Source organism: Bradyrhizobium canariense (assembly GCF_019402665.1).
Lineage (GTDB): Bacteria > Pseudomonadota > Alphaproteobacteria > Rhizobiales > Xanthobacteraceae > Bradyrhizobium > Bradyrhizobium canariense.
This window is the reverse complement of the sequence record NZ_VSST01000020.1, coordinates 347,740-374,385: the sequence shown is the minus strand read 5'-3', so window position 1 is coordinate 374,385 and position 26,646 is coordinate 347,740. Positions and strand designations below refer to the sequence as shown.

General features: G+C 64.7%; 26 protein-coding genes and 1 pseudogene. 13 read left to right on the top strand and 14 right to left on the bottom strand.

The window, feature by feature from the left end:
- Positions 1–624: a 2,3-bisphosphoglycerate-dependent phosphoglycerate mutase gene (locus FXB41_RS12530; RefSeq protein ID WP_007598504.1), complete on the top strand. Its 624-nt coding sequence runs from the start codon at positions 1–3 to the stop codon at positions 622–624.
- A gap of 156 nt (positions 625–780) precedes the next feature.
- On the opposite strand, the gene FXB41_RS12525 is transcribed toward FXB41_RS12530, so the two are convergent.
- Both FXB41_RS12525 and FXB41_RS12520 read right to left on the bottom strand, forming a co-directional pair.
- Entirely contained in the window at positions 781–1,677 is an 897-nt protein-coding gene (locus FXB41_RS12525; protein WP_007598507.1) for a methylated-DNA--[protein]-cysteine S-methyltransferase, read from the bottom strand.
- Between the two features lie 56 nt (positions 1,678–1,733).
- Positions 1,734–2,267 carry a DUF2244 domain-containing protein gene (locus FXB41_RS12520; RefSeq protein WP_007598508.1) on the bottom strand — a complete coding sequence of 178 codons (534 nt, stop codon included), beginning with the start codon at positions 2,265–2,267 and terminating at the stop codon, positions 1,734–1,736.
- 22 nt (positions 2,268–2,289) lie between these two features.
- On the opposite strand from FXB41_RS12520, the gene nth reads away from it, so the two are divergent.
- Genes nth through FXB41_RS12505 form a run of 3 tightly spaced genes read left to right on the top strand, consistent with a single transcriptional unit; the run spans position 2,290 to position 5,830 of the window.
- Positions 2,290–3,042 (top strand): endonuclease III, encoded by a 753-nt coding sequence (gene nth, locus FXB41_RS12515; RefSeq protein ID WP_007598509.1) that lies wholly within the window; start codon positions 2,290–2,292, stop codon positions 3,040–3,042.
- Between the two features lie 36 nt (positions 3,043–3,078).
- The gene (locus tag FXB41_RS12510) at positions 3,079–4,215 is read left to right on the top strand and encodes an HlyD family secretion protein (protein ID WP_219681930.1); all 1,137 of its coding nucleotides are present in this window, start codon (positions 3,079–3,081) and stop codon (positions 4,213–4,215) included.
- Positions 4,202–5,830: an MFS transporter gene (locus tag FXB41_RS12505; RefSeq protein WP_219681929.1), complete on the top strand. Its 1,629-nt coding sequence runs from the start codon at positions 4,202–4,204 to the stop codon at positions 5,828–5,830. The genes FXB41_RS12510 and FXB41_RS12505 overlap by 14 nt, the downstream gene beginning before the upstream one ends.
- A 6-nt stretch (positions 5,831–5,836) precedes the next feature.
- Here FXB41_RS12505 and FXB41_RS12500 read toward each other — a convergent pair whose 3' ends face one another.
- The 3 genes from FXB41_RS12500 to FXB41_RS12495 are packed head-to-tail and all read right to left on the bottom strand — an operon-like array spanning position 5,837 to position 7,812.
- Positions 5,837–6,577 (bottom strand): sulfate transporter family protein, encoded by a 741-nt coding sequence (locus FXB41_RS12500; RefSeq protein WP_219681928.1) that lies wholly within the window; start codon positions 6,575–6,577, stop codon positions 5,837–5,839.
- 19 nt (positions 6,578–6,596) lie between these two features.
- A complete protein-coding gene (locus tag FXB41_RS40630) occupies positions 6,597–6,965 on the bottom strand; it encodes a hypothetical protein (RefSeq protein ID WP_246648761.1) in 369 nt (122 codons plus the stop codon).
- The gene (locus FXB41_RS12495; protein WP_246648760.1) at positions 6,922–7,812 is read right to left on the bottom strand and encodes a phosphorylase family protein; all 891 of its coding nucleotides are present in this window, start codon (positions 7,810–7,812) and stop codon (positions 6,922–6,924) included. Before FXB41_RS12495 ends, FXB41_RS40630 begins: the two co-directional genes overlap by 44 nt.
- 270 nt (positions 7,813–8,082) lie before the next feature.
- Between FXB41_RS12495 and FXB41_RS41710 the strand changes: the two are divergent.
- The 4 genes and pseudogenes from FXB41_RS41710 to FXB41_RS12480 form a co-directional block, all read left to right on the top strand.
- A pseudogene (locus FXB41_RS41710) lies at positions 8,083–8,487 on the top strand (protease pro-enzyme activation domain-containing protein); the annotation flags it as partial.
- A 106-nt stretch (positions 8,488–8,593) separates the two neighbouring features.
- Positions 8,594–9,724, top strand: coding sequence for a S53 family peptidase (locus FXB41_RS40620; RefSeq protein ID WP_311985835.1), 1,131 nt, complete (start codon positions 8,594–8,596; stop codon positions 9,722–9,724).
- 138 nt (positions 9,725–9,862) lie between these two features.
- Positions 9,863–11,056 carry a CoA transferase gene (locus FXB41_RS12485; protein ID WP_219681927.1) on the top strand — a complete coding sequence of 398 codons (1,194 nt, stop codon included), beginning with the start codon at positions 9,863–9,865 and terminating at the stop codon, positions 11,054–11,056.
- Entirely contained in the window at positions 11,053–12,000 is a 948-nt protein-coding gene (locus FXB41_RS12480; protein WP_219681926.1) for a hydroxymethylglutaryl-CoA lyase, read from the top strand. The genes FXB41_RS12485 and FXB41_RS12480 overlap by 4 nt, the downstream gene beginning before the upstream one ends.
- Positions 12,001–12,381: 381 nt before the next feature.
- On the opposite strand, the gene FXB41_RS12475 is transcribed toward FXB41_RS12480, so the two are convergent.
- Positions 12,382–14,817, bottom strand: coding sequence for a heavy metal translocating P-type ATPase (locus tag FXB41_RS12475; RefSeq protein WP_219681925.1), 2,436 nt, complete (start codon positions 14,815–14,817; stop codon positions 12,382–12,384).
- Positions 14,818–14,867: 50 nt separating this feature from the next.
- Between FXB41_RS12475 and FXB41_RS12470 the strand changes: the two genes are divergently transcribed.
- Positions 14,868–15,143: a metal-sensitive transcriptional regulator gene (locus FXB41_RS12470; protein WP_007598521.1), complete on the top strand. Its 276-nt coding sequence runs from the start codon at positions 14,868–14,870 to the stop codon at positions 15,141–15,143.
- Between the two features lie 229 nt (positions 15,144–15,372).
- On the opposite strand, the gene FXB41_RS12465 is transcribed toward FXB41_RS12470, so the two are convergent.
- Positions 15,373–16,350: a YiiX/YebB-like N1pC/P60 family cysteine hydrolase gene (locus tag FXB41_RS12465; protein WP_219681924.1), complete on the bottom strand. Its 978-nt coding sequence runs from the start codon at positions 16,348–16,350 to the stop codon at positions 15,373–15,375.
- A 192-nt stretch (positions 16,351–16,542) separates the two neighbouring features.
- Here FXB41_RS12465 and FXB41_RS12460 point away from each other — a divergent pair, with 192 nt between their 5' ends.
- Complete coding sequence (locus FXB41_RS12460) at positions 16,543–17,940, top strand: flavin monoamine oxidase family protein (RefSeq protein ID WP_219681923.1); 1,398 nt, start codon at positions 16,543–16,545, stop codon at positions 17,938–17,940.
- A 135-nt stretch (positions 17,941–18,075) separates the two neighbouring features.
- On the opposite strand, the gene FXB41_RS12455 is transcribed toward FXB41_RS12460, so the two are convergent.
- From FXB41_RS12455 to pheS, 4 genes are all read right to left on the bottom strand, one after another.
- Complete coding sequence (locus FXB41_RS12455) at positions 18,076–18,846, bottom strand: sulfite exporter TauE/SafE family protein (RefSeq protein ID WP_219681922.1); 771 nt, start codon at positions 18,844–18,846, stop codon at positions 18,076–18,078.
- A gap of 23 nt (positions 18,847–18,869) precedes the next feature.
- The gene (gene pheT / locus FXB41_RS12450) at positions 18,870–21,278 is read right to left on the bottom strand and encodes a phenylalanine--tRNA ligase subunit beta (RefSeq protein ID WP_219681921.1); all 2,409 of its coding nucleotides are present in this window, start codon (positions 21,276–21,278) and stop codon (positions 18,870–18,872) included.
- On the bottom strand, positions 21,275–21,745 hold the full coding sequence (locus FXB41_RS12445; protein WP_219681920.1) for an endonuclease domain-containing protein: 471 nt from the start codon (positions 21,743–21,745) through the stop codon (positions 21,275–21,277). Before FXB41_RS12445 ends, pheT begins: the two co-directional genes overlap by 4 nt.
- 86 nt (positions 21,746–21,831) lie before the next feature.
- Entirely contained in the window at positions 21,832–22,914 is a 1,083-nt protein-coding gene (gene pheS, locus FXB41_RS12440; protein WP_219681919.1) for a phenylalanine--tRNA ligase subunit alpha, read from the bottom strand.
- 150 nt (positions 22,915–23,064) lie between these two features.
- On the opposite strand from pheS, the gene FXB41_RS12435 reads away from it, so the two are divergent.
- Positions 23,065–23,475: a hypothetical protein gene (locus FXB41_RS12435; RefSeq protein ID WP_219681918.1), complete on the top strand. Its 411-nt coding sequence runs from the start codon at positions 23,065–23,067 to the stop codon at positions 23,473–23,475.
- Between the two features lie 3 nt (positions 23,476–23,478).
- Here the strand turns inward: FXB41_RS12435 and rplT are convergent, their stop codons facing one another.
- Together rplT and rpmI are read right to left on the bottom strand one after the other, a co-directional pair.
- Positions 23,479–23,838, bottom strand: coding sequence for a 50S ribosomal protein L20 (gene rplT / locus FXB41_RS12430; protein WP_007598538.1), 360 nt, complete (start codon positions 23,836–23,838; stop codon positions 23,479–23,481).
- Between the two features lie 80 nt (positions 23,839–23,918).
- Positions 23,919–24,119, bottom strand: coding sequence for a 50S ribosomal protein L35 (rpmI, locus tag FXB41_RS12425; protein WP_007598540.1), 201 nt, complete (start codon positions 24,117–24,119; stop codon positions 23,919–23,921).
- A 270-nt stretch (positions 24,120–24,389) separates the two neighbouring features.
- Between rpmI and FXB41_RS12420 the strand changes: the two genes are divergently transcribed.
- Positions 24,390–24,794, top strand: coding sequence for a hypothetical protein (locus tag FXB41_RS12420; RefSeq protein WP_219681917.1), 405 nt, complete (start codon positions 24,390–24,392; stop codon positions 24,792–24,794).
- Between the two features lie 189 nt (positions 24,795–24,983).
- Here FXB41_RS12420 and infC read toward each other — a convergent pair whose 3' ends face one another.
- On the bottom strand, positions 24,984–25,523 hold the full coding sequence (gene infC, locus FXB41_RS12415; RefSeq protein WP_085349942.1) for a translation initiation factor IF-3: 540 nt from the start codon (positions 25,521–25,523) through the stop codon (positions 24,984–24,986).
- A 249-nt stretch (positions 25,524–25,772) separates the two neighbouring features.
- Between infC and FXB41_RS12410 the strand changes: the two genes are divergently transcribed.
- Complete coding sequence (locus FXB41_RS12410; RefSeq protein ID WP_219681916.1) at positions 25,773–26,597, top strand: alpha/beta hydrolase; 825 nt, start codon at positions 25,773–25,775, stop codon at positions 26,595–26,597.
- Positions 26,598–26,646 lie beyond the last annotated feature (49 nt).

Genomic DNA, 26,646 nt, shown 5'->3' with positions numbered 1-26,646 from the left:
ATGAGCGAACGTCTTCTCGTGCTGGTGCGGCACGGTCAGAGCGAATGGAATCTGAAGAACCTGTTCACGGGCTGGAAGGACCCTGATCTCACCGAGCTCGGCGTGAAGGAAGCCTCGGAAGCCGGCCGCAAGCTGAAGGCGCAGGGCCTCGTGTTCGACGTCGCCTACACCTCGGTGTTGACGCGCGCACAGCACACGCTCGATCTCATTCTCGGCGAGCTCGACCAGAAGGGCCTGCCGACGACGAAGAACCTCGCGCTGAACGAGCGCGACTATGGCGATCTCTCGGGGCTCAACAAGGACGACGCCCGCAAGAAATGGGGCGAGGACCAGGTGCTGATCTGGCGCCGCTCCTACGACGTGCCACCGCCCGGCGGTGAAAGCCTGAAGGACACGCTCGCGCGCGCATTGCCCTATTACGTGCAGGAGATCCTGCCCGGCGTGCTCAACGGGAAGCGCACATTGGTCGCCGCCCACGGCAATTCGCTGCGCGCGCTGATCATGGTGCTGGAAAAGCTCTCGCCCGAAGGCATTTTGAAGCGCGAGCTCGCCACCGGCGTGCCGATCATCTACCGCCTCAATGCGGATTCGACGGTGGCCTCGAAGCTGGATCTGGCGGGCTGAAGATGAGGGGCGGCTAGGCCGCGCTAAGCACGCAGAATTGTAGGGTGGGCAAAGCGTAGCGTGCCCACCATGCAGCAGCGATTGCGGAACGATGGTGGGCACGGCGCGCGAAGTGCGCGCCTTTGCCCACCCTACGAAACTTTGCCGATGACAGTCTTACTGCATCCCCAGCTGCCCGGCCTCCCAGCCCAGCATCGCCTGCTTGCGGGTGATGCCCCAGTGGTAGCCGGTGAGCGTACCGCTCTTGCCGAGAGCGCGGTGGCAGGGCACGACAAAGGACACGGGGTTCTTGCCGACGGCGGCGCCGACGGCGCGTGAGGCTTTCGGGCTGTTGATGTTGCAGGCGATGTCCGAATAGGACACCGCGCGGCCCATCGGGATCTTCAGCAACGTCTCCCACACCCGGACCTCGAAATCGGTGCCGATCATCACCACGCGCAGCGGCTGGTCCGGCCGCCAGAGCTTTGTGTCGAAGATGCGCTGCGCCAGCGGTGCGGTGCCTTCGTGATCCTCGACGTAAGTTGCGTTCCGCCATCGCCGCGTCATATCGGCAAGCGCCACCTGTTCCTCACCGGGATCGGCGAAAGCAAGTCCCGACAATCCGCGATCGGTCGCGATCACGATCGCAGTGCCGAACGGCGAGTGATGAAAGCCATAGCGCAAGATCAGCCCCGCGCCGCCGTTCTTCCATTCGCCCGGCGACATCGCTTCGTGCGTGACGAAGAGATCGTGCAAGCGCCCCGGACCCGACAGGCCCGAGTCGAGCGCCGCATCGAGGATGCTCGCGGAATCCCTGAGCAAGCCCTTGGCGTGATCGAGCGTGAGCGCCTGCATAAACGCCTTCGGCGTGATCGAGGCCCAGCGGCGGAACAAATGGTGCAGTTCGTCCGGGGTGACGCCGGCCGCATCCGCCATCGCCTCGATGGTCGGCTGCGCGCGCCAGTTTTCCGAAATGAAGGCGATCGCCCGGCGCACGGAATCATAGTCGCGCATCGCGGCGTTCTGGGAGCCCGGCCCGGCCAGGCGCTGGTCATGTATCGCGAGTGTCATCATGACGACAAATGTAGGAGAGGGCAGGGTGCGAAACCACCCGATTTCCGATCCGCAAATCAGGTCACCGGATTGTAGGTCGGACCGCGCCTGGCGGCATTTAATGCCTCAACCAAACCCTTGTAAAAACTTGCTTTTTCATCCGGTCCGAGGAAGCGGGCGATCTGGATCTGGTGACCTCGCGAGATCAGATAGAGGTGCTCGATGCCAAAATCCTCGTCGATTTCCATGTCCAGCCGGACCCAGAGCGGATTGAATGTCCATTCGACGATTTGGCCGTGCTGGCTGACGCGCCGCACGCGTAATTCAGAGGGCGTGACCACGATCTCCTCGCTGGCCCGCGCCGCGCGGAAATTGGCCTTGAAGGCCCACCAGATCACCAGCACATCGAGGCCGAAGAAGCCGAACACCGGCCACGCGCCCATCATCAGGAAGACGAGGCCGGTGACGAAGCTGACGGCGCTCAGGAACAGCATCACCGCGAGGAAGCCGGTGCGGTTCAGCGAGCGGTGCGGCGTCAGGCGCGCGGAAAAGATCTGAGGCTCAGCCTCGCTTCCCGATCGTTCGCGCGCAATTTCATTGCCTGTGCTCATCGTCCCTCAGTATATCCCGATCATGGCGAAAATCACCCGCAAGCCGGCCCCGCGCAAAACGTCCGTGCCGAAGAAAAAGGCGAAGGCGGCCGCCGCGAAGCCCAAGGCCCCCGGCAAGAAATCCCTCAAGGCCATGAGGCCTTGGACGCCGCCAGAAGTCCGCGAGGCCTTCAGCCGTTTCCGCAAAGCCAACCCGGAGCCCAAAGGCGAGCTTGAGCACGTCAATCCGTTCACGCTGCTGGTCGCCGTGGTGCTGTCGGCGCAGGCGACCGATGCCGGCGTCAACAAGGCGACGCGCGCGCTGTTTGCGATCGCCGACACGCCGCAGAAGATGCTCGACCTCGGCGAGGAACGCCTGCGCGAGTACATCAAGACCATCGGGCTCTATCGCACCAAGGCCAGGAACGTCATTGCGCTGTCGGCGAAGCTGCTCAGCGAGTTCGGCGGCGAGGTGCCGCGCACGCGCGCCGGGATCGAGTCACTGCCCGGCGCCGGGCGCAAGACCGCCAATGTCGTGCTCAACATGGCCTTCGGCGAGCACACCATGGCAGTCGACACGCATGTCTTCCGCGTCGGCAACCGGACCGGACTTGCGCCCGGCAAGACGCCGCTGGAGGTCGAGCTCGGTCTCGAAAAGGTGATCCCGGCCGAGTTCATGCTGCATGCCCATCATTGGCTGATCCTGCATGGCCGCTATACTTGCCTCGCGCGCAAGCCGCGCTGCGAGGTTTGCCTGATCAACGATCTCTGCCGGTGGCCGGAAAAGACGGTCTGAAAATAGCGTTCGGGAAAGTGGTTTTTGGAGTCTAGCGTGAGTCAGCAGGAACAAATCTCGCCGTCACCACCTGCTGCCACACCGGCGCCGCCACCGAAGCCAACGCAGCGACCAGCGAGTTCACTGTGGAGCCGGCTCGCGATTCCGCTGTTCGCGGTGATCGTCGCGCTCGGCTTCGTCGCGCTGGCCACGCAGCGCTTCGACGAATGGGTCGGCAATTCGGCGGTCCAGACCACCAACGACGCCTATGTGCGCGCCGAGCTGACGCGGCTTGCCAGTCGCGTCTCCGGCGAAGTGCTGACCGTCGGGGTCACCGATTTCCAGCGCGTCAAGGCCGGCGATCTCATGATCCAGATCGATCCTGCCGACTATGAGGCGCAAGTCGCGCAGTCCGAAGCGGCGGTCGCCGCCGCGCAAGCCGTGCTCGACAATCTGGCCAATCAGATCGAGCTGCAATATGCGACGATTGCACAGGCGCAGGCCGCGCGGCTCTCGGCCGAAGCCGTGGAGGTCGAGGCGCGGCAGGAGCAGGAGCGCCAGCAGTCGCTGTCGCAGACCGAATCCGGCACGCGGCAGCGGTTCGAGCAGGCGGTCGCAGGCTATGCCAAGGCGCAGGCCGACGTGCGCGCGAGCCGCGCCGTGATCGCGGCCCAGCAGCACCAGCTCGAGGTGCTGCAAGGCACCAGGAAGCAGCGCGCCGCCGATCTCGAAGCGACCAAGGCAACACTGGCGAGTGCGAAGCTCAAGCTCGGCTACACCAAGATATCGGCACCGTTCGACGGCGTCGTCGGCGAGCGGCAGGTCCAGCCTGGCGACTACGTCAACATCGGCACCAATCTCATCAACGTTGTGCCGTTGCCGAAGGTCTACGTGATCGCGAACTACAAGGAGACCCAGCTGACCCACGTCGCACCGGGCCAGCCAGTCGAGATCACTGTCGACAGTTTCCCGCGCGAGAAGCTGCGCGGCCGGGTCGAGCGCATTGCGCCCGCGACCGGCGCGCAGGTCGCGCTGCTGCCGCCGGACAACGCAACCGGTAACTTCACCAAAGTCGTGCAGCGCATTCCCGTGCGCATCCAGCTCGACGACAACCAGCCGCTGCTGGCGCGGCTGGTGCCGGGCATGTCGGTCGTCACCAGCATCGACACCAAGGCCGGCAATGGCGGAAAATGACGATTCCAGTCGCGGGCCGCTCTCGCGCGGCGGCGTCGCGCCGCAGCCCTTGTTTGCGGTGGCGGCGGTGCTGCTCGGCTCGTTCCTCGCCAATTTCGACAGCCGCCTGACCACAATAGGCCTGCCGGACCTGCGCGGCGCGTTCTCGCTCTCGTTCGACGAGGGCGCCTGGCTCTCCACAGCAGGCATCGGCTCGCAGATCTTCATCGCGCCCGCGGTGGCCTGGCTTGCCACCGTATTCGGCCTGCGCCGCGTGCTCGGTATCCCGAGCCTCGTCTATGCCGCGGTCTCGCTGATCATCCCGTTCGTGCACGACTATCCGACATTGCTCGCGCTCAGCGTCGTGCATGGCCTCCTGCTCGGCACCTTCGTGCCGGCGACGTTGATGATCGTGTTCCGCAATTTGCCGATCCGCTGGTGGCTCCCGGCGATCTCGATCTATTCGATCCGCGTCGGCTTCGCGCTGGATACCTCGAGCGCGCTGGTCGGCTTCTATGTCGACCATCTCGGCTGGCAATGGCTGTACTGGCAGAGCGTGCTGATCGCGCCGCTGATGGGCCTGATGGTTTATTGGGGCACGCCGAACGAACCGGTGAATCGCGCTTTGCTGCGCGAGGCCGATTGGGGTGGCATGCTGCTGCTCGGCGCCGGCGTCTCGATGATCTATGCCGGGCTCGACCAGGGCAATCGGCTGGACTGGCTGGGATCGGGGACCGTGATGGCGTTGATCATTGCCGGCGCGGTGCTGGTCGCGGGTTTTCTCGTCAACGAATCCCTGGTGCGGCAGCCCTGGGCGCATGTGAACGTCCTGTTCTCGCGCAATATCGGCCTGGGGCTGGTCCTGATCCTGCTCTACACGCTGACCAGCCTGTCCAACGCGTCGCTGGTGCCGAACTTCCTCGCCACCATCGCCCTGCTCAGGCCGGAGCAGAGTGGCTTGCTGCTGCTCACCTACGGCGCGTTGCCGATGTTCGTGCTGGTGCCGCTCTCGATCTGGCTGCTGCGGCATTTCGATACGCGGACAGTGGTGGTCGTGGGATTTGCCTGCTTCGCCGCCGCCAATCTCTGGGGCACGCAGCTCAGTCATGATTGGGCGCGTGAGGATTTCGCCGGCATCGTGCTGCTCCAGGCGATCGGGCAGTCGTTGACCTTGCTGCCGCTGATCATCACGCTGCTGTCCAATTCCGATCCGAGCCGCGCGACCTCGTTTGCCGCCTATATCCAGATCATGCGGCTCGGCGGTGCCGAGATCGGCGTGGCGTTGATGGGGACGTGGCTGCGCGTCCGCGAGCAGATCCATTCCTTCTATCTCGGCCAGAATCTCGGCGTCGGCGACGTCGATGTGGTCCGCATGCTGAAACAGCTCGCCGACCATTTTGCGGCCCATGGTGCCGGCTCGGCACAGGCACGCGCGGTCGGTACGCTCGCGGGCTTCGTCCAGCGCGAGGCCAATGTGCTCGCCTATATCGACGGCTTCTGGCTGTGCTTCTGGGTGGCGATGGCCGCGCTCGGCGTCGTCGCGCTTGTTACCCGTGCCCCGCCCGGCCCGTTCACGCCGGCGCCGTTCGGCTTCGCCAGGATGCTGTTGCGCAGATGCGGGGTGTCGCTGAAGTAGTCACCGTCACCGCATCTGCCGCGCCGGCTCGATCAGTTCGGGTCGCGGGCCTGAGAGCCGCTTGTGCATGTGAACCATGAAGGCCATGGCGAAGATCGGCGTCGCCAGATTGACGATCGGGATCGCGACGAAGGCTGCGATGAACAGGCCCGCGGTGAAGATGGTCGCGGCATTGTCGCGCCGCATCGCCTTGGCTTCCTCCGGCGAGCGAAACCGCATCGCCGCGAGCTCGAAATATTCGCGGCCGAGCAGCCAGGCCGTGGCGAGGAAGAAGACCAGGAAACCGGCGCCGGCGAAAAGCACCAGCGGCAGCGCGACCAGATAGACCAGGATCGTCAGCAGCGCGGTCTTGACGCCCTCGTAGATCGCCTGGCTGAACGGCAGCGCGACGCCCGGCCGCTCCGCCGGATAGTGCTCGCGCTCGACGATGTCGGCGACGTCGTCGACGAACAGGCTCGCCACCAGCGAGGTGATGGCGGGCATCAGGAACACAGCCCCGAACACGACGCCGAAGCCCGCGGCGATCGAAATGATCCAGGACAACACCTCGAGCGATGAGTGCCAGCCCGGACCGAGCAGGCCTTCCAGCCAGGCCTCGCCATAGGTCGCAAACCAGCTCAGGAGCCGCTGCAAGCCGATCGCCAGCACGATGATCAGCACCAGTGCGACGCCGATCGACCGCCACAGGATCGAGCGCATCGGCGGCGAGATCATTTGCGACAGCGCCTTGACGGCGGCATCCAGCATGGGAGTACCTCTCACGAAATCACCCGCGAGAGGTAGACACCCCGGGCCACTTCGGCAAGGGAGGCTGACCTTGCTCCGGCTGCGACTCAAGGCTCCGCCGCGATACTGGCCCAGCAGGTGATGGCCCAAAACCCTTGTAGATCTGAGCCGCGAGCTGCTCCTGCTGCTTCAGGGTACCCTCGGCCTTGATCTGCGGGTCGGAGACGTTGCGGATCGCGAGCCAGCGCGGTGCTTTGTCGCCCATCTCCTGCGCCACGAGGCCGAGGATGGCATCGCCCATCTCGGAGACGTCGCCGAGCCCCTGGAGATGGAAATGGTCGTCCGAGGTGTCGAAGCCGAAGAAGTCAGTGGTGACCACGGAGGACGACAGTCCGCTCGGTTTCGCCACGAAGATCTTCGGCAGCCTGGTGTTGTCCTTTGGCAATTGCCCGGCATTGGCCTTGAACAGCGTCCTCGCCTGCGCAAATTTTTTCGTCACGGCGGACCTGCTGGAAAAGTGCTCCTGCGCGAAAGGCTGCTTCTTGAACTTCGACAGGCAGTCGAAACGCACGATCGGTGAGACCGACGTCGCCGACCTCGAATTCTTTGCCGATGCCGCCGGCCGTGCCCGTGGTGATGACGAGCGTCGGCTGCACTTCGGTGATGATCTGGCGCCAGACGTCGCTGTTCGGCAGCTCCGGGCCGTCCTGCGACATGTGGGAATCCGATTTGAAGATGACGACCTTCTTCTTGCCGATCGTCGTGGTCCAATAAGTGCCGAGCCGCTTCAGCTCCCTGGCCGGACAGCCGTTGCGCATCTTCTTGGAAATAGTCGCGTAATTGTGCGTGTAGGGCACGTAGTCGTTGCGCGAATCCTTGCCAGGCGTGAGCACGCGGCTGAGCGCGTGGCCCTCGTCGACGGTCCAGGTCACGACCAGCACGTCGGCGCGCGGCAGCGGTCCCTTGCCGTTGCCCTTCGGCTTCGGTCCGGTCTGCGGCGCCAGCCCCTTCGGCCAGGTGATGTCGGTGAAACGCGACAATCCGGTCGAGGTCGAGAACGCCATGAACGCGCGGCCCTCGGTCGATTCGGAATCGAAATCGATGATCTCACGCCGAAAGTCTTCCGTCTCGACTTTCGCGGTCTTCTTCACCGCGGCATCGGCCATGCGCTTCACCGTAAAGGTCTCGCGCGGCGGCGGCGTCGTGATCGGATCGAAACCAAGATTTCGCTCAACCCATTGCCGGTCAGCCAGCATCGCATGTCTCCGCCAATTGATTTTGACAAACGTCTTCCGTTACCCGCCCTAGTGAGCCGGCGCGTGCAATCTTAAATCGCAATTCTAGATGTCGAATGGTCGTGACCGCTGACCAATTCCGCGCCGTTTTGAGGCTGTTGAGGTTCTGTCCTGCCAAACAAGAGGTCTTTTTGAAAAAATGTCGCTTAATGCCTGAACCAATCAGTCTCCGAGATTACACCTATAGTTGAGGTGCGACAATCCACGTTCCAATCACAAACGGAGGAAGTCATGGCAATCTCGACCAAGCGTGTTGCGTTGATGAACAGCGCACGGAAGTTGCCGAAAGGCGCCAAGCTCGTCGGCGCGGCCGATCCCAAGCAGGAAATCGAGATCAGCGTCCGCCTGCGTGCCAAGCGCGCGGACGACGAGCAGGTGATGGCGCTGGGCGCGCAATTGCCGCGCGAGCGAAAATATCTCTCGCGTGCCGAGTTCGCCGAGGAGATGGGCGCTGACCCCGCTGACGTCGCCAAAATCGACGATTTCGCACACCATCACGATCTCAACGTCAAGAGCGTGCATCTGGCGTCCCGCACGGTAAAGCTGACCGGCACGGTGAAGGCGCTCAGCGCAGCCTTCGGCGTCAAGCTCAACAAGGTCAGGCATGAGGGCGCGACCTATCGCATGCGCAAGGGCAGCGTGCAGATTCCGGCCGAGCTCGAGAATATCGTCGTCGGCGTTCATGGCCTCGACAACCGTCCGGTGGCGCAGCCGCACTTCCGGCGCAAGATCGCCGCGAAGGGTGCGACCGCGCGCGGCGCAGGGCGGCAGCTTCTCTGTCGAGCAGATCGCAGAGCTCTACAACTTCCCGGGCGGCGAGACCGGAGCCGGCCAGTGCATCGCCATCATCGAGCTCAACGATATCGACCAGAAGGGCCATCCGACCGGTGCCGGCTACAAGACCTCGGACCTGCGCACCTTCTTCAAGAAGGCGGGCATCCCGATGCCGAAGATCGCGCCCGCGAGCGTCGACGGCGGCGCTAACAAGCCAGGCCATTCCGATGCGGACGGCGAGGTCGTGCTCGACATCGAGGTCGCCGGCGCCATCGCGCCGGGTGCCAAGATCGTGGTCTATTTCGCGCCCAACACCACCAACGGCTTCATCGACGCGGTGAAGGCCGCCGTCCACGACAGCGCGCGAAAACCCTCGGTGATCTCGATCAGCTGGGGCGGACCGGAAGACCAGGAGGGCTCGCAGCAATTCGTCGACGGCCTCAACGAGGCAATCCGCGATGCCGCGGCGATGGGCGTCACCGTCTGTGTTGCCTCGGGCGACAATGGCTCGGCCGACATGGGCGAAGATTGGGACGGCAAGCCGCATGCAGATTTCCCGGCCTCGAGCCCCTTCGCGCTTGCCTGCGGCGGCACCAATCTCAAGGCGACAAACGGCCACATCAACGAGGTGGTCTGGAACGGCGGGCCGCAGGGCGGTGCGGGCGGTGGCGGCGTCAGCGTCATGTTCGCGCAGCCGAAATACCAGGCTCACGCGCACGTGCCGAAATCGCCGGCGCATCGGAGCGGACGCGGCGTCCCCGACGTTGCCGGCGATGCCGATCCCGCCACCGGCTATCAGATCTTCCTCAATGGCGTCGGCACCACGATCGGCGGCACCAGCGCGGTGGCGCCACTGATGGCCGGATTGATCGCCCGCATCAACGAGGCCACGATGAAAAAATTCGGCAAGACCGTCGGCTTCATCAACCCGCTGATCTACGCCTCGCACGCGCAAGGCGCGTTCCGCGACATCACGGCCGGCAACAACGACATCACCGGCGATTTGCACGGCATGTACAAGGCCGGCTCCGGCTGGGATCCCTGCACCGGCCTCGGCGTCCCCGATGGTGCGGCGTTGCAGACTCTGCTGGCGGCGTGATCCGGACGACGTTCTCCCCTCTCTCCGTTCTCACGGGGAGAGGGTCACACCACGTTGAGCGAGACATATTTTCAGAATGCCTGTGAAGGCCTAGGCTGGCGAGCAAACGGAACCAGGCGGGCAAAGGAACAGGCGCATATGGCGATGGAAGAATCGGCGGCCGGATTGCCGCTTGCAGGCGTGCGCGTCATCGAGATGACCCACATGGTCATGGGCCCGACCTGCGGCATGATCCTGGCGCAGCTCGGAGCCGACGTGATCAAGGTCGAGCCGCCCGCGGGCGACAAGACCCGGAGCCTGGGAGGCATGGGCACCGCTTTCTTCCCGTTGTTCAACCGCGGCAAGCGCAGCGTGGTGCTGGATTTCGAGAAGCCTGAGGATCTCGACACCATGCACCGGCTGCTGGCGACGGCCGACGTGTTCCTGGAGAATTTTCGCGACGGCCAGCTCGCGAAGCAGGGGCTTGGCGCCGACGAACTGCGCCGCCGGCATCCGGAGCTGATCATCGCCGGCCACAAGGGTTTCCTCTCCGGTCCCTACGAGCACCGCCCCGCGCTCGACGAGGTCGTGCAGATGATGGCGGGGCTTGCCGCCATGACCGGCACCAGCGAAAAGCCCCAGCGTGTCGGCTCGTCCGCCAACGACATCATGGGCGGCATGTTCGGCGTGATTGCGATCCTCGCGGCGCTCTATCAGAAGCGCGGGGGACAACGTGACGGTGCCGACATCCGCATCGGCCTGTTCGAGAACTGCCTGTTCCTGGTCGCCCAGCACATGGTCGAATACGAGATGACCGGCAACAAGCCGCGCTCGATGCCGGAGCGCGAGCATGCCTGGCCAATCTACGACATCTTCGAGACCGCCGGCGGCGAGCGCATCTTCATCGGCGTCGTCACCGAAGGCCATTGGCAGAGCTTTTGCCGCGAGTTCGGCCTGACTGAATTCCTCGATGATCCCGCCTTGCGCACCACGACCGATCGCATTCTGGCGCGTGGGCGGATCATTCCGCGCGCGGCCGGGATCATCAGGCAGTGGGACGTGGCAAGACTGTCGCAGAGGCTCGATGCGCTCAACATCTGCTTTTCTCCGATCAACCGGCCCGAGGATCTCTTCACCGATCCGCATGTGCTGCGGCCGGGCGGCCTCGTCAACAATGTCACCGCCGACGGCAAGCCGTTCCGGGTGCCGGCGCTGCCGATCGAATGGAACGGGAACCATATCGGCGAAGGCCTGAAGGTCGCGCCGCTCGGCGCCGATACTGCTGCGGTTCGCGCCGAGATCGACAATCAAAACGAAGATGTCACGTCAAAAACAACAGGGAGGCGCGCATGAGCCGGATTCAGGAGATTTACCCCGCAGAACGCGTCAGCCTGCGCGAAGTCGGCCTGCGCGACGGGCTCCAGCTCGTGAAGAAAATTCCGTCGACCGAAGCCAAGCAACGCTGGGTGCGCGAGGAATATGCCGCCGGTGTGCGGCATTTCGAGGTCGGCTCGTTCCTGCCGGCAAAGACGTTTCCGCAATTCGTCGATGCTCGCGACGTCGTCGCGACCGTCGCTTCATTGCCCGGCGCGCATGGCATCGCGCTTGCGCTCAACGAACGCGGCGTGAACGAGGCGCTGGCGTCAGGCGTCGGCGAAATCGCCTCCGTGGTTTCGGCAACGGAAGAGCACAGCCAGGCCAATGCGCACCGCTCGCGCGAGTCCGCCATCGCCAATCTGAAACGCCTGTGCGAGCTGCGCGATGCCACCAGCCACAAGCCGCTGGTCAACGCGGCGATCTCGATGGCGCTGGGCTGCTCGATCACCGGGGCGGTCGACCCTGCAGAAGTGCTGCGGCTGGTCGACAAATGCCTGGAGGCCGGTGTCGATTTCGTCGGCATCGCCGACACCGTCGGCTATGCCGGGCCGAAGCAGGTGGCGGAGCTGACGCGCGCCGCGGTGAAGCTCGCGGGGTCAAAGCCGATCTGCATCCATCTCCACGACACCCGCGGCATGGGCATCGCGAACGCGGCCGCGGCGCTCGACGAAGGCGCGCGTATCCTCGACGGCTCGCTCGGCGGCCTCGGCGGCTGCCCCTTCGCTCCCGGCGCGACCGGCAATGTCGTGTTCGAGGATCTCGTGTTCCTGTGCGAGAGCAAGGGCTTTGCGACCGGCATCGATTTGGAGAAATTGATCGCGGTGCGCAGCATCCTGCGCGAGGAAATGCCGAATGAGCAGCTCTACGGCGGCCTCGCCCGGGCGGGATTGCCGGGTGGGAGCGCGGCGAAGGTGGCTTAAATCCGCAGGGTGGAACGCTCTTCCCTTCTCCCCTTGTGGGAGAAGGTGGCGCGAAGCGCCGGATGAGGGGTGGCTCTCCGCGAGCTCGAAGAGGAGTAGTCGCGGACACATACTCCTCACCCGTCTCGCCGCTTCGCGGCGAGCCACCCTCTCCCACAAGGGGAGAGGGGAACGCACCGCCTGCGCGGCAAATCTACTCATGCCGGTGCGCCTGCTTCCGTGCCTTCGCCTGCTTGCTGTCCCCCGTCGGGATCATCACCACGCGGCCATAACGCACGCCGCGTTCGGCGATGATGTGGTAGCCCGGATGGAGCGAAGCGCAATCCGGACTACGCGCATCTTACCGCGTTTCGTGAACGGTGCGAGAGAGAGGGCGCTCGCTCACAGCCGCGTTGCCCGCAGCCGCAGCGCATTTCCAACGACGCTGACCGAGGACAGCGCCATCGCGGCCGCGGCGATGATCGGTGAGAGCAGCACGCCGAAGGTCGGATAGAGAATTCCGGCCGCGATCGGAATGCCGGCGGCGTTGTAGATGAAGGCGAAGAACAGGTTTTGCCGGATGTTGCTCATCGTCGCCTGCGACAGTTTTCGCGCCCGCACGATGCCGGTGAGATCGCCCTTCAGCAGCGTGACGCCGGCGCTCTCCATCGCCACGTCCGTGCCGGTGCCCATGGCGATGCCGACTTCGGCTGCGGCCAGCGCCGGCGCGTCGTTGACGCCGTCGCCGGCCATCGCGACGCTGCGGCCGGCCTTCTGCAACTTTGTCACCACCGCGCTCTTCTGATCCGGCAGCACCTCGGCCTCGACATCGGCGATGCCGAGCCGGCGTGCGACGGCCTCGGCCGTGGTGCGGTTGTCACCGGTCAGCATGATGACCTTGATGCCTTCGGCTGCCAGTGCCTTCAGGGCCTCGGACGTGGAAGCCTTGACCGGATCGGCGATCGCGAACAGGCCGGCAAGCCGGCCGTCGACCGCCATGTTGATCACGGTCGCGCCATCGCCGCGCAGCCGTTCGGCCTCGCCATCGAGTGCTTGGGTGTCGATGCCGATCGACGTCAGATATCTGGCATTGCCGAGCACGATGGTTTTGCCGTCGACCTTGCCGGTCGCGCCCTTGCCCGTCGGTGAATCGAATTGCTCGACCTGGCCCAGCGCGAGCTGCTTCTCCTTCGCCGCGCGCATGATCGCATCGGCCAGAGGATGCTCGCTGGCGCGCTCGACGCTGGCGGCCATGCGGAGGATGTCGTCTTCCGCGAAACCGGCGGCCGGCACGATCGCGACGACCTTGGGCTTGCCCTCGGTCAGGGTGCCGGTCTTGTCGACCACCAGCGTGTCGATCTTCTCCATCCGCTCCAGCGCCTCGGCGTTCTTGATCAGCACGCCTGCCTGCGCGCCGCGGCCGACACCGACCATGATCGACATCGGGGTCGCCAGGCCAAGCGCACAGGGGCAGGCGATGATCAGCACGCTGACGGCGGCGACGAGGCCGAAGGCCAGCCGCGGCTCCGGCCCGAACCAGGCCCAGGCCGCGAAAGCAGCGACCGCGACCGCAATCACCGTCGGCACGAACCAGCCCGCGACCTGGTCGGCGAGACGCTGGATCGGCGCGCGCGAGCGCTGCGCGTCCGCGACCATCTGCACGATCTGCGACAGGAGCGTCTCACGCCCGACCTTGTCGGCGCGCATGATGAAGCTGCCGGACTGGTTGAGCGTGCCGGCGATCACCTTTGCGTCCGTCTCCTTGGTCACCGGCATGGATTCGCCTGTGACCAGCGACTCGTCGAGCGAGGAGCGGCCTTCCAGAATGACGCCGTCGACCGGCACTTTTTCGCCCGGCCGCACGCGCAAGCGGTCACCGGCATGAAGTGCGTCGATCTCGACCTCGTGCTCGCCGCCCTCAGCATCGATGCGGCGTGCGGTCTTGGGGGCGAGCTGCAGCAGCGCCTTGATCGCACCCGACGTCGCATCGCGGGCGCGCAGCTCAAGCACCTGCCCGAGCAGCACCAGCACGGTGATGACCGCCGCCGCCTCGAAATAGACCGCGATCGCGCCTTCGTGGCCGCGGAAGGTGGCCGGGAAAATCTGCGGCGCGATGGTGCCGATCAGGCTGTAGAGATAGGCAACGCCCGTGCCCATCGCGATCAGCGTGAACATGTTGAGGTTGCGCGTCAGCAGCGACTGCCAGCCGCGGACGAAGAACGGCCAGCCGGCCCACAGCACCACGGGCGTGGCGAAGACGAGCTGGATCCAGTTCGACAGCGTCGCATCGATCCAGTTGTGCGGGCCCGCGAGATGGCCGCCCATCTCCAGCACGACGGCCGGCAGCGCCAGCGCGCCGCCGATCCAGAACCGCCGCGTCATGTCGGCAAGCTCAGGATTGGGGCCGGTCTCCAAACTTGCCACTTCCGGCTCCAGAGCCATGCCGCAGATCGGGCAGGTGCCGGGTCCGGCCTGGCGGATCTGCGGATGCATCGGACAGGTGTAGATCGTGCCTGCGGGCATCTCGGGCTGGGGTGTCTTCTCTTTGGCGAGATATTTTGCGGGGTCGGCGGCGAATTTGGCGCGGCAGCCGGCCGAGCAGAAATGGAAGGTCTCGCCGTGATGGTCGAAGCGGTGCTTGGACGTCGCGGGATCGACCGTCATGCCGCAGACGGGATCGCGGACTTTTGCCGCGGCGCCGTGGTCATGCGCGTGATCGCCGTGCGCGCCGCAGCAGGACGCAGCCGCGGGCTTGTCGACCGGGGCACCCTTACTGGAACAGCCGCATCCGGAATGTGTTTCCGGCTTGTGATGGTGCTCGTGTTCCGCGTCGTTCATTGCCACGCTCCGGCCTTGCAAGTGATACCCCTGGGGGGTATATAGTCCGCATGCGCAAGGACATCAAGGCATCTGTCGGAAAACGTCTCGGCCGGATCGAGGGGCAGGTTCGCGGCCTCTCGAAGATGGTCGAGGAAGACCGCTATTGCATCGACATCGTCACGCAGATCTCGGCGGTGCGCGCCGCGCTGCGCCGGGTCGAGGAAGAGGTTCTGAAAGATCACGTCGCCCATTGCGTCGAGCATGCGATCGCGAGCGGCGACAAGGCGGACCAGCGCGAGAAGATCGCGGAGCTGATGGCGGTGATCGGGCGGGCGGAGCGGTAGGTTCTGCTCGTCGCTCCCTTGCGACGCTCGCACAATGGCGGAGAGGGATGCGCGATATTTCCTCTGGCGTCGTCCTGGCCTAGTGCGCAACTGCGCACGGGAGCCAGGACCCATACCGCGGAATCCATCGAGCTTGCCAGGTAGCTGTACCGAACGACGAATCTTCGCCAAACGTCTTTCTGCGATAATGGGTCCTGGCTTTCGCCAGGACGACGCAGGGCAGTCGAGGCTACGCCGCCCTTTCGCGCGCCCGACCGCGCCGCCTTGGGCGGTCCATGGCCAGCTTCTTCAGCCGCCGGAAGCGCTCCGAGACGGTAATGCGATCGACCATCTCCGCTGGATGCGCGCTCACTTCTTCAGCCGGAAGCGGCGCCTCTTCGTCAAGCGCTTCAGGAACGAGCGGCGGCGCACTGAACGTTTCTGGAAACACACTGAATGTGCCGGCTACCTCCTCGAGCGGCTTCTGCTTGTCGGCCCAGTGCAAGGCGGTGTAGTCGAAGCCGTGCACGATGGTGGGTTTGACGACTTCGAAATAGGGCGAGATGTCGAAGTCGCGGGGCATGTAGAGCGAGGAATCGCGGATATGCAGGATCTCGCGGCGGGCAGCACGGCTGCCGGCCTTGGTGATCTTCGGCAGGATCGGATAGCGCACGGCGTCGAACGCCTGCGCGATCAGGGCCGAGCAGATGATCTTGGTGGGATCGCCCGAGCCGATCGAGATCATGCGGCGCCGCCAGCGCTGCGGGATCGGCAGCGGAAACAGAAAGCGCATCAGGTCGACGATGTTCTTGGTGTCGTAGCCGAAGCCGATGCGGTTGATCGCATAGCGGCAGACCGTGGTGCGGTCCTCATAGGACAGCCCGACCGGGCGGCAGACGCGGGTGTGATAGGGGAAATATTTCGACAGCGGCGCGGAGGTGACGCCTTCGCCGATATTGGCCTCGATCAGCACGTGCGGCTCGCCGTCGGGCTCTTCCGCGCCCTCGATCGGGCCGACATAGAGTGCGCCGTGGGACCAGGTCGACTGCGTCAGATATTTGATGATGCCGGAGATGCGGTTGTTGCCCTCGACCAGCAGCACGTCGCCGGGCTCCATGATGCCGCGCAGATGCTCGGGGTCGCTCGGCGTGAACGGCTCATAGCCCGGCACCTCCTTCGAGAGGTACGCGGCAATCAGCTTGCCGACTGAATCCAGGACCGTCCCCATTTCAAAACTCCCCCACGGCCTTTTCCGGCCGTCTTTTTCTCTTCTCTACCATGGTCGGAACGTGTTGCAATTCGGTTCATCGCTCCGTGACATCAAGCACGATTGATTCACCATGATGGTTGCCGCGCAACATCAGATACGGCAAGGTTCGCTAGCTGTTCCCGTTTGCTCCAAGTCTCCGGAAACCATGCCATGACAATCACGCGCCGCAGCTTCCTATCGGCGTCGGCGGGCCTTGCCGCGATGCCGGTCCTGCGCGCAACCGCCGCGACCCTGCCGCGCGAGGCTGACATTGTCGTGATCGGTGCGGGCGCGGCCGGAATTGCCGCGGCGCGGCGCATCATGGCGGCCAATCGCAAGGTCGTGGTGGTGGAAGCGGCGTCGCAGATCGGCGGCCGCTGCATCACGGATACGACCACCTTCGACACGCCGTTCGATCGCGGCGCGCGCTGGATGCATAATCCCGACACCAATCCGATGATCCGGCTGGCGCGCAGCGCCGGGCTCGACGTTCTGCCGGCGCCGTCAGGCCAGAAGATGCGCATCGGCCGCCGCAACGCACGGGCCGGCGAGACCGAGGAGTTCCTGGCGGCGCTGGTGCGCGCCAACCGCGCCATCGACGAGGCCGCGCGCGGCAAGCTCGATACCGCCTGCGCCTCGGTGCTGCCGAAGGATCTCGGCGATTGGGCCGGCGCGGCCGAGTTCATGCTGGGCGCGAGCTTCGCCGGCAAGGACCTGAAGGAGCTGTCTGCGATCGACAAGGCGCGGGCACAGGATCGTAACGCCGCGATCGCCTGCCGCCAGGGCTTGGGGACCCTGATCGCCAAACTCGGTGAGCAGGCGCCGGTCGCGTTGTCGACGCCGGCGAGCCGGATTGTCTGGAGCAATCGCGACGTCAGCGTGGAGACACAGGCCGGCAGGATCGCCGCACGCGCCGCCATCATCACAGTCTCGACCAATGTGCTGATTTCGGGCGCGATCAAGTTCGGGCCTGACATTCCCAAGCGCACGCTCGATGCCGCATCGAAGCTCACGCTCGGAAGCTACGATCACATCGTGCTGCAACTGCCGGACAATCCGCTCGGCCTGTCGCGCGACGACATCCTGATCGAGCAGAGCAACTCGACGCGCACGGCGCTGATGTTCGCCAATATCGGCGGCTCCTCGCTGTGTTCGATCGATGTCGGCGGCTCGTTCGGCCGCGATCTCACTCAGCAAGGCGAGAAGGCGATGACGGCCTTCGCCAGAGAATGGATCACGAAGCTGTTCGGCAGCGAAGTCGCCGCCGCCGTGCAGAAGGCCAGCGTGACGCGCTGGAACGCCTCGCCTTTCGTGATGGGTGCGATGTCGGCGGCCTCGCCCGGCGGTCAGCTCTCGCGAAGAATCCTGGCCGAGCCGATCGGCAACATGTTCCTCGCCGGCGAAGCCACGCACGAGACGCTGTGGGGCACTGTCGACGGCGCCTGGGAAAGCGGCGAGCGCGCCGCGGACGCAGCCTTGCGCAAGATCGGCGCGCTCAAGGACGAGCCGGCCGATGTCCCGACGCAGTCGACGAAGAAGCGGCGCGCGCCGCGGCAGCAGAGCAATTGAGTCATCGTCGTCCTGGACAAGCGCAGCGCAGATCCGGGACCCATTACCCCAGGAAGTGGTTTGGCGAAGATTTGGGGTTATAAAAGCTGACCGGGGTAATGGGTCCTGGCTTTCGCCAGGACGACAATGGATGGCTTACCGCAAAATCCCATCCAGCAGCGGTAGTCCCGCGACCACCGCGATCGCGATCAGCCCGTAGCAAATCGCGCGAAACACCTTTTCGCTGGCACGGCCGAACAGCGACGCACCGAAGGCGACGCCGATCGCATAGACCGGACCGACGATCAGCGAGAGCACGAGCGATTCGCGCGAGATCAGGCCGGTCGTCGCATAGCTGACCATCGAGAAAAAATCCGACGCGCCAAAAAACAGCAAGATGTTGGCGCGCGCGACAATCGGGGCGATGGGACGGCCGAGCCAGTAGCCGACGATCGGCGGGCCGCCGGTCTGGGCGAGGCCGCTGCAGAAGCCGGAGAGGCTGCCGATGCCGACCGAGAGCCAGGCATGGTCCTTGCCGCGATAGCGCCAGCCCGACAGCAGCAGAAGCAACAGCGCGGCGACGAAGCAGGAGATGATCCATCGCGTCGTGACGGGTTCGAGCACGCTGAGGAAATAGGTGCCGACGGGCACGCCGACCAGCGCGCCCAGCACGATCACGGCGGTGGCCTTGCGGTCGGCCTTGCGCCAGGCGTCGGGCAGCAGCGGCGCGGCCGCGACGAAATCGATCACGAGGAGCAGCGCGGCAACCAGACGCGGCGCCGCGATGCTGCTCGCCAGCGGCATGAAGATCAGCGCCGAGCCGAAGCCGGAGAAGCCGCGCGCGGTGCCCGAAACGAAAGCGACGGCGCAGAGCGCCATCGCAATGGTGAGGCTGACGTCCTTCGGAAGAAAGTCAGTGAGACTCATGCTCTATGATTTCTCGAGCATGATCATGCTCTCAAAGTGCCGCCGGTCTTCTTCGTCACCTCCGCCACGATCTTCGCGCCAACGGCCTCGATCTCCTGGTCGGTCAGGGTCTTTTCGCGCGGCTGGATCGTCACCGCGATTGCGATCGACTTCTTGCCGTCGTCGATGCCCTTGCCTTCGTAGACGTCGAACACGTTCACGGCGGTGATCAGTTTCTTGTCGACGCTCTGAGCCGCGCGCACGATGTCGCCGCCCTTCACGGTGCGATCGACGATGAAGGCGAAGTCACGCGACACGGGCTGGAAGGCCGATAGCTCGATCACGGGCTTGGCACGGGTCGGCTTTTTCTTCGCCTCGGGGATGCGGTCGAGGATCACCTCGAACACCATCAGCGGGCCACCGGCGCCGAGCGCTTCGAGCGCGCGCGGATGCATCTCGCCGAAATAACCCAGCACGTTCTGCGGCCCGATCTGGATCGTGCCGGAGCGCCCGGGATGCAGCCAGGACGGGCCGCCCGCGACGATCTGAAGCGCCTGCATCGGCGCGCCGGCAGCGGCGAGCACCGCGAGCGCATCGGCCTTGGCGTCGAACAAATCAGCCTGCGCCGAACCCGACCAGTGCCGTCCGAGACCCTGCGATGACGCAAAGCCGCGGCGGACGCCGCTTGCCGCCATGAACTGATCCTGCGGGCGATCGCCCTTGAACACCTGCCCGACTTCGAACAGCGCGACATCGCCAAAGCCGCGATCGGCATTGGCCTGCGCCGCCGCGATCAGGCCCGCCAACAGGGTCGGGCGCATGTCGGACAAATCCGACGCGATCGGGTTGGCGACCTCGAGTTCGCGCTGGCCGCCGCCGAACAACTCGGCCGCGGATTTCGTGATGAAGGACCATGTCACCGCTTCGATGATGCCGCGGCTCGCCAGCGCGCGCCTGGCGCGGCGGGTGCGGAGCTGGAGCGGGGTCAGCACGGGTTTGCGTGCGTCCTCGCCGCGCTCGAACGGCGTCATCGGCACCTTGTCGACGCCGTGGATGCGGACGACTTCCTCGACGATGTCGGCTTTGCCGTGCACGTCGGTACGCCACGACGGCACGGCGACCTTCACGACCGGACCCGGGCCCGCCATCATGAAGCCGAGATGGGTCAGGATGCGCTTCATCTCCGGCATCGGCACTTCGATGCCCGACAGCCGCTTGACCTCGTTGACCGGAAAATCGATCACGCGGTCGTCGCCGAAGGTCTTGCCGACGACGACGTTCTCCGACGGCGTGCCGCCGCACATCTCCAGCACGAGTTTGGTCGCGAGCTCTAGCCCGGGCACCATGAAAGCCGGATCGACACCGCGCTCGAAACGGTAGCGCGCGTCCGAATTGATGCCGAGCTTGCGGCCGGTCTGGGCGATGTTGATCTCGTTCCACAGCGCCGATTCGATCAGCACGTCCGTGGTGGTCTCGTCGCAGCCCGAGGCCTCGCCGCCCATGATGCCGGCGAGCGATTCGACGCCGTGCTCGTCCGCGATCACGCAGACGTTGGGATCGAGATTGTAGGTGCGGCCGTCCAGCGCGAGCAGCGTCTCGCCGTCACGGGCGCGGCGCACCACGAGATGGCCCTTCACTTTCTTCGCGTCGAACACGTGCAGCGGCCGCGCGCGGTCGTAAGTCATGAAGTTGGTGATGTCGACCAGCGCGTTGATCGGACGCAGCCCGATCGCGGTCAGCCGCTTCTGCAGCCACTCCGGCGACGGCCCGTTCTTCACGCCGCGCACCAGCCGCAGCGCAAAACCCGGGCACAACGTCGCGTCCTCGACCGTGACCTTCACCGGGCAAGGAAATTCGCCCTTGATCGGCTTGATGGTGGGGTCCTTGAACTTGCCCATGTCGGCGGCGGCAAGATCGCGCGCGATGCCGTGCACGCCGGTGCAGTCCTGCCGGTTCGGTGTCAGATTGATCTCGACCACGGGATCGCCGAGGCCGGCCCATGCAGCGTAAGCAGCGCCGATCGGCGCATCCGCGGGCAATTCCATGATGCCGTCATGGTCGTTGGAAATCTGCAATTCGGCCGCCGAGCACAGCATGCCGCGGCTCTCGACGCCGCGGATGGTGCCGACCCCGAGGGTGATGTCCTTGCCGGGAATGTAGGTGCCGGGCGGCGAAAACACGCTGACAAGACCCGTCCGCGCATTCGGCGCGCCGCACACCACCTGCACCGGCGCGCCACCGTCGCCGGTGTCGACCATGCAGACGCGCAGCCGATCGGCATTCGGATGCTGCTCGGCGGAGATCACCTTCGCGATGGTGAAGGGCTTCAGCGCCTTCGCCTTGTCCTCGATGTTCTCGACCTCGAGCCCGATCATGGTGAGCTTCTCGGCCAGCTTGTCCAGCGGCTCGTCGGTGTCGAGATGTTCCTTCAGCCAGGAGAGAGTGAATTTCATGGCTGTGTGCCTCGGCTCTTGTCGGTGTTCACTGAGTTGCTTTTGTCGGTGTCAATGTTCCCTCCCCCCTTGTGGGGGAGGGTCAGGGAGGGGGGTAAGCCGCGGGCTCCGGCGGATGCCGCCTGGCGGATTGCCTCAACAACGCCCTCCAGATTTGTCATCACCTGCTCGTTGGTGAAGCGCAGAACCTGAAAACCCTCGGCAGCAAAGAACGCATCGCGCTGTTGATCCGCCTTTTGGCGCTCTTCGGAATCGTGAGATTCCCCATCGACCTCGATGATGAGTTTTGATGAGAAACAAACGAAATCGGCGATGTAGTTTCCGATCGGCGTCTGGCGTCGGATGCCGACACCATCCATCCGGTTAGCCTTCAAATACCGCCACAGCAGTGTTTCGGCGCGCGTCATCGCTTGGCGAAGCTGCTTCGCCCGGCCGCGCTGACGCTGGCTTACAACTGCGTGCGGCATCCGCGGCTACCCCCCTCCCTGACCCTCCCCCACAAGGGGGGAGGGAACGGAGAGAGTCTTTGCGTACGCGTGTCCGGGCAAGCCCATCACGAGCTCAGCCCTCCCGCCAGCGTCGGCACTTCGAGCGGCATGAAGCCGTAATGGGAGAGCCAGCGGACGTCGCTGTCGAACAGCTGGCGCAAATCGGCGATGCCGTATTTCAACATGGCGATGCGGTCGATGCCCATGCCCCAGGCGAAGCCCTGGTACTCGTCGGGATCGATGCCGCAGGCGCGCAGCACGTTCGGATGCACCATGCCGCAGCCGAGAATCTCGAGCCAGTCCTCGCCCTCGCCGAAGCGGATCTCGCCCTTGTCGCGGCGGCACTGGATGTCGACTTCCAGCGACGGCTCGGTGAACGGGAAGAACGAGGGCCGGAAACGCATGTTGATATGGTCGACCTCGAAGAACGCCTTGCAGAACTCGTGCAGGATCCATTTGAGGTGGCCGAGATGCGAGTGCTTGTCGATGACGAGGCCTTCGACCTGGTGGAATTGCGGCGTGTGCGTCGCATCCGAATCGATGCGATAGGTGCGGCCCGGGCAGATCACGCGGATCGGCGGCTTCTGGCTCAGCATGGTGCGCACCTGCACTGGCGAGGTGTGGGTTCGCAACAGCATGCGGGAGCCGTCCTCCTTCGGATGGAAGAAGAAGGTGTCGTGCATCTCGCGCGCGGGATGGCCTTCCGGAAAATTCAGCTTGGTGAAGTTGTAGTCGTCGGTTTCGATATCCGGGCCTTCGGCGACCGAGAATCCCATATCGGCGAAGATCGTGGTCAGCTCGTCCCAGACCTGGCTCAGCGGATGGATGCGGCCGGCTTCAGCCGGCGCATCGCGCAGCGGCAGGGTGACGTCGATGGTTTCCGACGCAAGCCGCGCGTCGAGCGCCGCCGATTTCAAGACGTCGCGCCGCGCGGCGAGTGCCTCGGTGACCTTGTCCTTGGCCTGGTTGATCGCAGCACCTTGGGTCTTGCGTTCGTCCGGCGACATTTTTCCGAGCGTGGCAAGCAGTGCCGAGATCGAACCCTTCTTGCCGAGGGCTGCGACGCGCACCGCTTCGAGGGCGGCCTCGTCGCCGGAGGCGGCGATCTGGTCGAGGATGGATGTTTCGAGCATTGCGAGGTCGGACACGGTCAAATCCCTGCTGCCAAATTCGGCTGGGTTGTCGCCGCCCGAAGGCCGTAACGTCAAGCGAAAAGCCGGTGATTCGGGCTGACGAGCGGCTGGGTTGAACCTCGCGCGGGAGGCTGGCACCAAGGAGGATATGAGGAGACTTTCGCGATGCTCTCAAGATCCGGTCTGGCTGCTCTCGCCGTCGTTCTCTCTGTCACGAGCACCCCGGCGCGCGCCATGGTCTGCATGGAGAAATCCATGACGCTGGACGAGGTCGTCGACACCATCGGTGCCCAGAAGGGCTGCGAAAGCGCGATGAAAGTGTTTCAGGATTGCCAATTGACCGCGAGCGGCGATGTCCAGCTCGGCGCCGCCGTCGAGAAGAAATGCGAGGCGGACTTCATGCCCAGCCTCAACAGTGCGCGGAAACAAGCTTACCAACGCGAGATGCGCGTCTGCGACCGGAAGTACCGGACTAAATCCGGCACCATGTATCTGTCGTTCACGGCATTCTGCCGGGCGGAGATCGCCCAGCGCTACTCGCAACGCGCGCTGAAGGCCGGCGGAGCCGGCCGTTAGGCTTCAGGCCGCCAGAGCGGCCTTGGCCTTCTCGGCGATCGCCTGGAACGACGCGGGCTCGTTGATCGCGAGATCCGACAGCACCTTGCGGTCCACGGTGATCCCGGACTTGGCCATGCCGTCGATAAAGCGGCTGTAGGTCAGGCCGAACGGACGCACGGCGGCGTTGATGCGCTGGATCCAGAGCGCGCGGAACGTCCGCTTCTTGCGCTTGCGATCACGGAAGGCATACACGAGAGCCTTCTCGACCGCCGGCTTGGCGGTGCGGATCGTGTTCTTGCGGCGGCCGCGGAAACCCTTGGCGGCCTTGTAGACTTTCTTGTGCTTGGCGTGGGCGGTCACACCGCGTTTGACGCGAGCCATGACAAATATCCTTCAGAAGTGACTTGATGTTCGGATCGCCGCGAAAGCTGCGGCGCGGGTGGCAATGATCGTGGACGCGATCAGGCGTTCGGCAAGAAGTACTTCTTGACGTTGTCGCCGTCGGTCTTGAACAGCACGGCGGTGCCGCGCAGCTGCCGGATCTGCTTCTTCGTCCGCTTGATCATGCCGTGACGCTTGCTACGATGCGCGAACATCACTTTGCCGGTGGCAGTCACCTTGAAGCGCTTTTTAGCGCCCGATTTGGTCTTCAGCTTGGGCATTTGGCTCTCCTAATGGCCATAGAAATCCGCCCGCAAAGGCGGCTGGCCGTCAAAATGCTCGTTAGAGCGTTGATTGTGCTCAGGTTTTACGAACAAGCGCGAAACCCGCACGGACACCGCCACGGCAGCCCTTAATCAGCCGGGCAATGAAGGCTGGGCTTATGACAGAGGACGGGCGAATTGGCAACGATGAACCGGCGGAACCTAGCCGCCGACTATCCGGAATTGCTATCTTCATGTCCGGGCCGTGTCGCCCGGAGCAGGACCAGAATGCCCCATTTTTCCCGATCGCTTCCGTCTTTGACTGATTTCGCTCGTCCGCGCCGCCTGGCGCTGTTGGCCGTGCTCGCCATGGCTGCGTTTCCCTCGACTGCCGATGCGCGCATCCGCGGCTATGACGGAGTCTGGAACGTCACCTTCGCCACCACCCGCGGCAATTGCAGCTCCGGCTACAGCGTTCCCTTCACCGTCGCCGGCAGCCGGGTGTCGTCCGCCGGCGGTGGCCGGGTCTCCGGCAAGGTCAATCGCAGCGGTACCGTCGCGGTCCAGGTCTCGGTCGGGGCGTCCCATGCCAGCGGCGGCGGTCGGCTTGCCGGCGTGAACGGCGCCGGTTCGTGGAGGGGTATCATCTCCGGCGATCAGTGCAGCGGCACCTGGCAGGCGACGAGGAGTTAGTCGCCAAGCATTCGATGCGCTCCCTCCCCGCCTGCGGCGGAGGGTTGGGGAGAGGGTGTCTCCGCAGGCGAGGACCCCCAAGAGGAGAGAGCCCTCACCCGGCGCGCGCAGCTTGCACCTCAGCCAAAACAAAACGGCCCGCCGGAAAGCCGGACGGGCCGTTGAACTCTCAATCCTGAACAACTCGCGTCAGCGCGGCGCCAGCACCATGACGACCTGACGGCCCTCGAACCGCGCGTCCTGCTCCACCTTGGCGAGCTCGGCGACGTCGGTCTTGATCTTGTCGAGCAGCTTGGTGCCGATCTCCTGGTGCGCCATTTCGCGGCCGCGATAGCGCAGGGTGATCTTGACCTTGTCGCCTTCTTCGAAGAACCGCTGCATGGCGCGCATCTTCACTTCGTAATCGTGGTCGTCGATCATCGGGCGGAGCTTGATCTCCTTGATCTCGACGATCTTCTGCCGCTTGCGGGCTTCGGCGGCTTTTTTCTGCGCGGAATACTTATACTTCCCGTAGTCCATGATCTTGCAGACGGGAGGGCTGACGTTCGGCGAGATCTCGACCAAATCCATGCCGGCTTCCTGGGCCAGGCGGATAGCCGCGACGGTCTCGATGGTGCCCTTGTTGTCACCGGTCTGATCGATCAGCTGGATCTGCGCATTGCGAATGTCGTCATTGATGCGCGGCCCGTCTTTGGCGGCAGTGGGCGGGGCTTTATTGGGACGGCGAATGGGTGGTTCTCCAAAGTTATGAAAAGAGGCGGCTATTTTGCAGGAAGATACGGTTGCCGGCAAGCAATCGCTCGTGCGGCGGTCGAAAAAGCCTCAAATGCGAGGCATTTTGGCCACGGCGGGGCACGCAGAGGGACATAGACACCTTGCTTCCGTTCCGCAAGCGTCCCAAAGGGCAAATGCCGACGTCCGGCTGCGCTGCGGAGCGCGTCCGGACAGCTCAAACTGCACAGCCAGAGTAAACGTTCCATGACCCCTGCAATTCCCGATGCCGTGCTCGACTTCATCGATGTGGGCGAGGGCCCGTCCGCACGCCGGATCGCAGTGCGCCGCCGCGCGGCGCAAGAATCTGGTCAAGAATCTGCTCAAGGACCGGGGCTGGTCTGGCTCGGCGGGTTCAAATCGGACATGCGGGGCAGCAAGGCCGTGGCGCTGGACGAATGGGCCCGGGATCACGGCCGTGCATTGGTCCGGTTCGATTATTCCGGCCACGGCGAATCCGGTGGCGATTTCGCCGACGGAACCATCGGGCGCTGGCTCGAGGAAAGCGTCGCGGTGTTCGAGCGGTTCTGCGCCGGCCCGCAAGTCCTGATCGGCTCGTCCATGGGCGGCTGGATGGCGCTGTTGCTCGCGCGCGAAATCAAAAAGCGGCAAGAGACACAGCAAGCCAAAGCCTCGCTGGCGGGCCTGGTGCTGATCGCGCCGGCGCCCGATTTCACCGAGGAGCTGATGTGGAAGAATTTTTCGGCCGCGGTGAAGAAGGAGATCGAGACCAAAGGCGTCTGGCTGAGACCATCGGATTATGGCGACGGCTCGCCCTATCCGATCACGCGGAATCTGATCGAGGAGGGGCGCAACCATCTCGTGCTCGGCAGCGCCATCGATCTCGGCTGTCCCGTCCGCATCCTGCAAGGAGCGCAGGATCCCGACGTGCCCTGGCAGCACGCGTTCGCGCTGACTCATCGCCTGCCCGCCGACGATGTCGTGCTGACCATGATCCAGGACGGCGATCACCGCCTCTCGCGCCCGCAGGACATCGCCCGCATTCTTGCCGCGGTGGCCGAGATCGGGTGAAGATATCGTGCTCAGTGTCATCGTCCGCGAAGGCGGACGATCCAGTATT

Excerpts from the sequence above, each read along its gene's own strand:
- FXB41_RS12465 (WP_219681924.1), bottom strand. The coding sequence starts at position 16,350 with ATGGGGACGGTCCTGGATTCAGTCGGCAAGCTGATTGCCGCGTACCTC.
- FXB41_RS12475 (WP_219681925.1), bottom strand. The coding sequence starts at position 14,817 with ATGAACGACGCGGAACACGAGCACCATCACAAGCCGGAAACACATTCC.
- FXB41_RS12455 (WP_219681922.1), bottom strand. The coding sequence starts at position 18,846 with ATGAGTCTCACTGACTTTCTTCCGAAGGACGTCAGCCTCACCATTGCG.
- FXB41_RS12485 (WP_219681927.1), top strand. The coding sequence starts at position 9,863 with ATGGCGATGGAAGAATCGGCGGCCGGATTGCCGCTTGCAGGCGTGCGC.
- rplT (WP_007598538.1), bottom strand. The coding sequence starts at position 23,838 with ATGGCTCGCGTCAAACGCGGTGTGACCGCCCACGCCAAGCACAAGAAA.
- pheT (WP_219681921.1), bottom strand. The coding sequence starts at position 21,278 with ATGAAATTCACTCTCTCCTGGCTGAAGGAACATCTCGACACCGACGAG.
- FXB41_RS12470 (WP_007598521.1), top strand. The coding sequence starts at position 14,868 with ATGCGCAAGGACATCAAGGCATCTGTCGGAAAACGTCTCGGCCGGATC.
- FXB41_RS12410 (WP_219681916.1), top strand. The coding sequence starts at position 25,773 with ATGACCCCTGCAATTCCCGATGCCGTGCTCGACTTCATCGATGTGGGC.
- FXB41_RS12520 (WP_007598508.1), bottom strand. The coding sequence starts at position 2,267 with ATGAGCACAGGCAATGAAATTGCGCGCGAACGATCGGGAAGCGAGGCT.
- FXB41_RS12505 (WP_219681929.1), top strand. The coding sequence starts at position 4,202 with ATGGCGGAAAATGACGATTCCAGTCGCGGGCCGCTCTCGCGCGGCGGC.
- rpmI (WP_007598540.1), bottom strand. The coding sequence starts at position 24,119 with ATGCCCAAGCTGAAGACCAAATCGGGCGCTAAAAAGCGCTTCAAGGTG.
- FXB41_RS12500 (WP_219681928.1), bottom strand. The coding sequence starts at position 6,577 with ATGCTGGATGCCGCCGTCAAGGCGCTGTCGCAAATGATCTCGCCGCCG.
- FXB41_RS12460 (WP_219681923.1), top strand. The coding sequence starts at position 16,543 with ATGACAATCACGCGCCGCAGCTTCCTATCGGCGTCGGCGGGCCTTGCC.
- FXB41_RS12530 (WP_007598504.1), top strand. The coding sequence starts at position 1 with ATGAGCGAACGTCTTCTCGTGCTGGTGCGGCACGGTCAGAGCGAATGG.
- FXB41_RS12445 (WP_219681920.1), bottom strand. The coding sequence starts at position 21,745 with ATGCCGCACGCAGTTGTAAGCCAGCGTCAGCGCGGCCGGGCGAAGCAG.
- FXB41_RS12495 (WP_246648760.1), bottom strand. The coding sequence starts at position 7,812 with ATGCTGGCTGACCGGCAATGGGTTGAGCGAAATCTTGGTTTCGATCCG.
- FXB41_RS12525 (WP_007598507.1), bottom strand. The coding sequence starts at position 1,677 with ATGATGACACTCGCGATACATGACCAGCGCCTGGCCGGGCCGGGCTCC.
- FXB41_RS12420 (WP_219681917.1), top strand. The coding sequence starts at position 24,390 with ATGCCCCATTTTTCCCGATCGCTTCCGTCTTTGACTGATTTCGCTCGT.
- nth (WP_007598509.1), top strand. The coding sequence starts at position 2,290 with ATGGCGAAAATCACCCGCAAGCCGGCCCCGCGCAAAACGTCCGTGCCG.
- FXB41_RS12435 (WP_219681918.1), top strand. The coding sequence starts at position 23,065 with ATGCTCTCAAGATCCGGTCTGGCTGCTCTCGCCGTCGTTCTCTCTGTC.
- FXB41_RS12480 (WP_219681926.1), top strand. The coding sequence starts at position 11,053 with ATGAGCCGGATTCAGGAGATTTACCCCGCAGAACGCGTCAGCCTGCGC.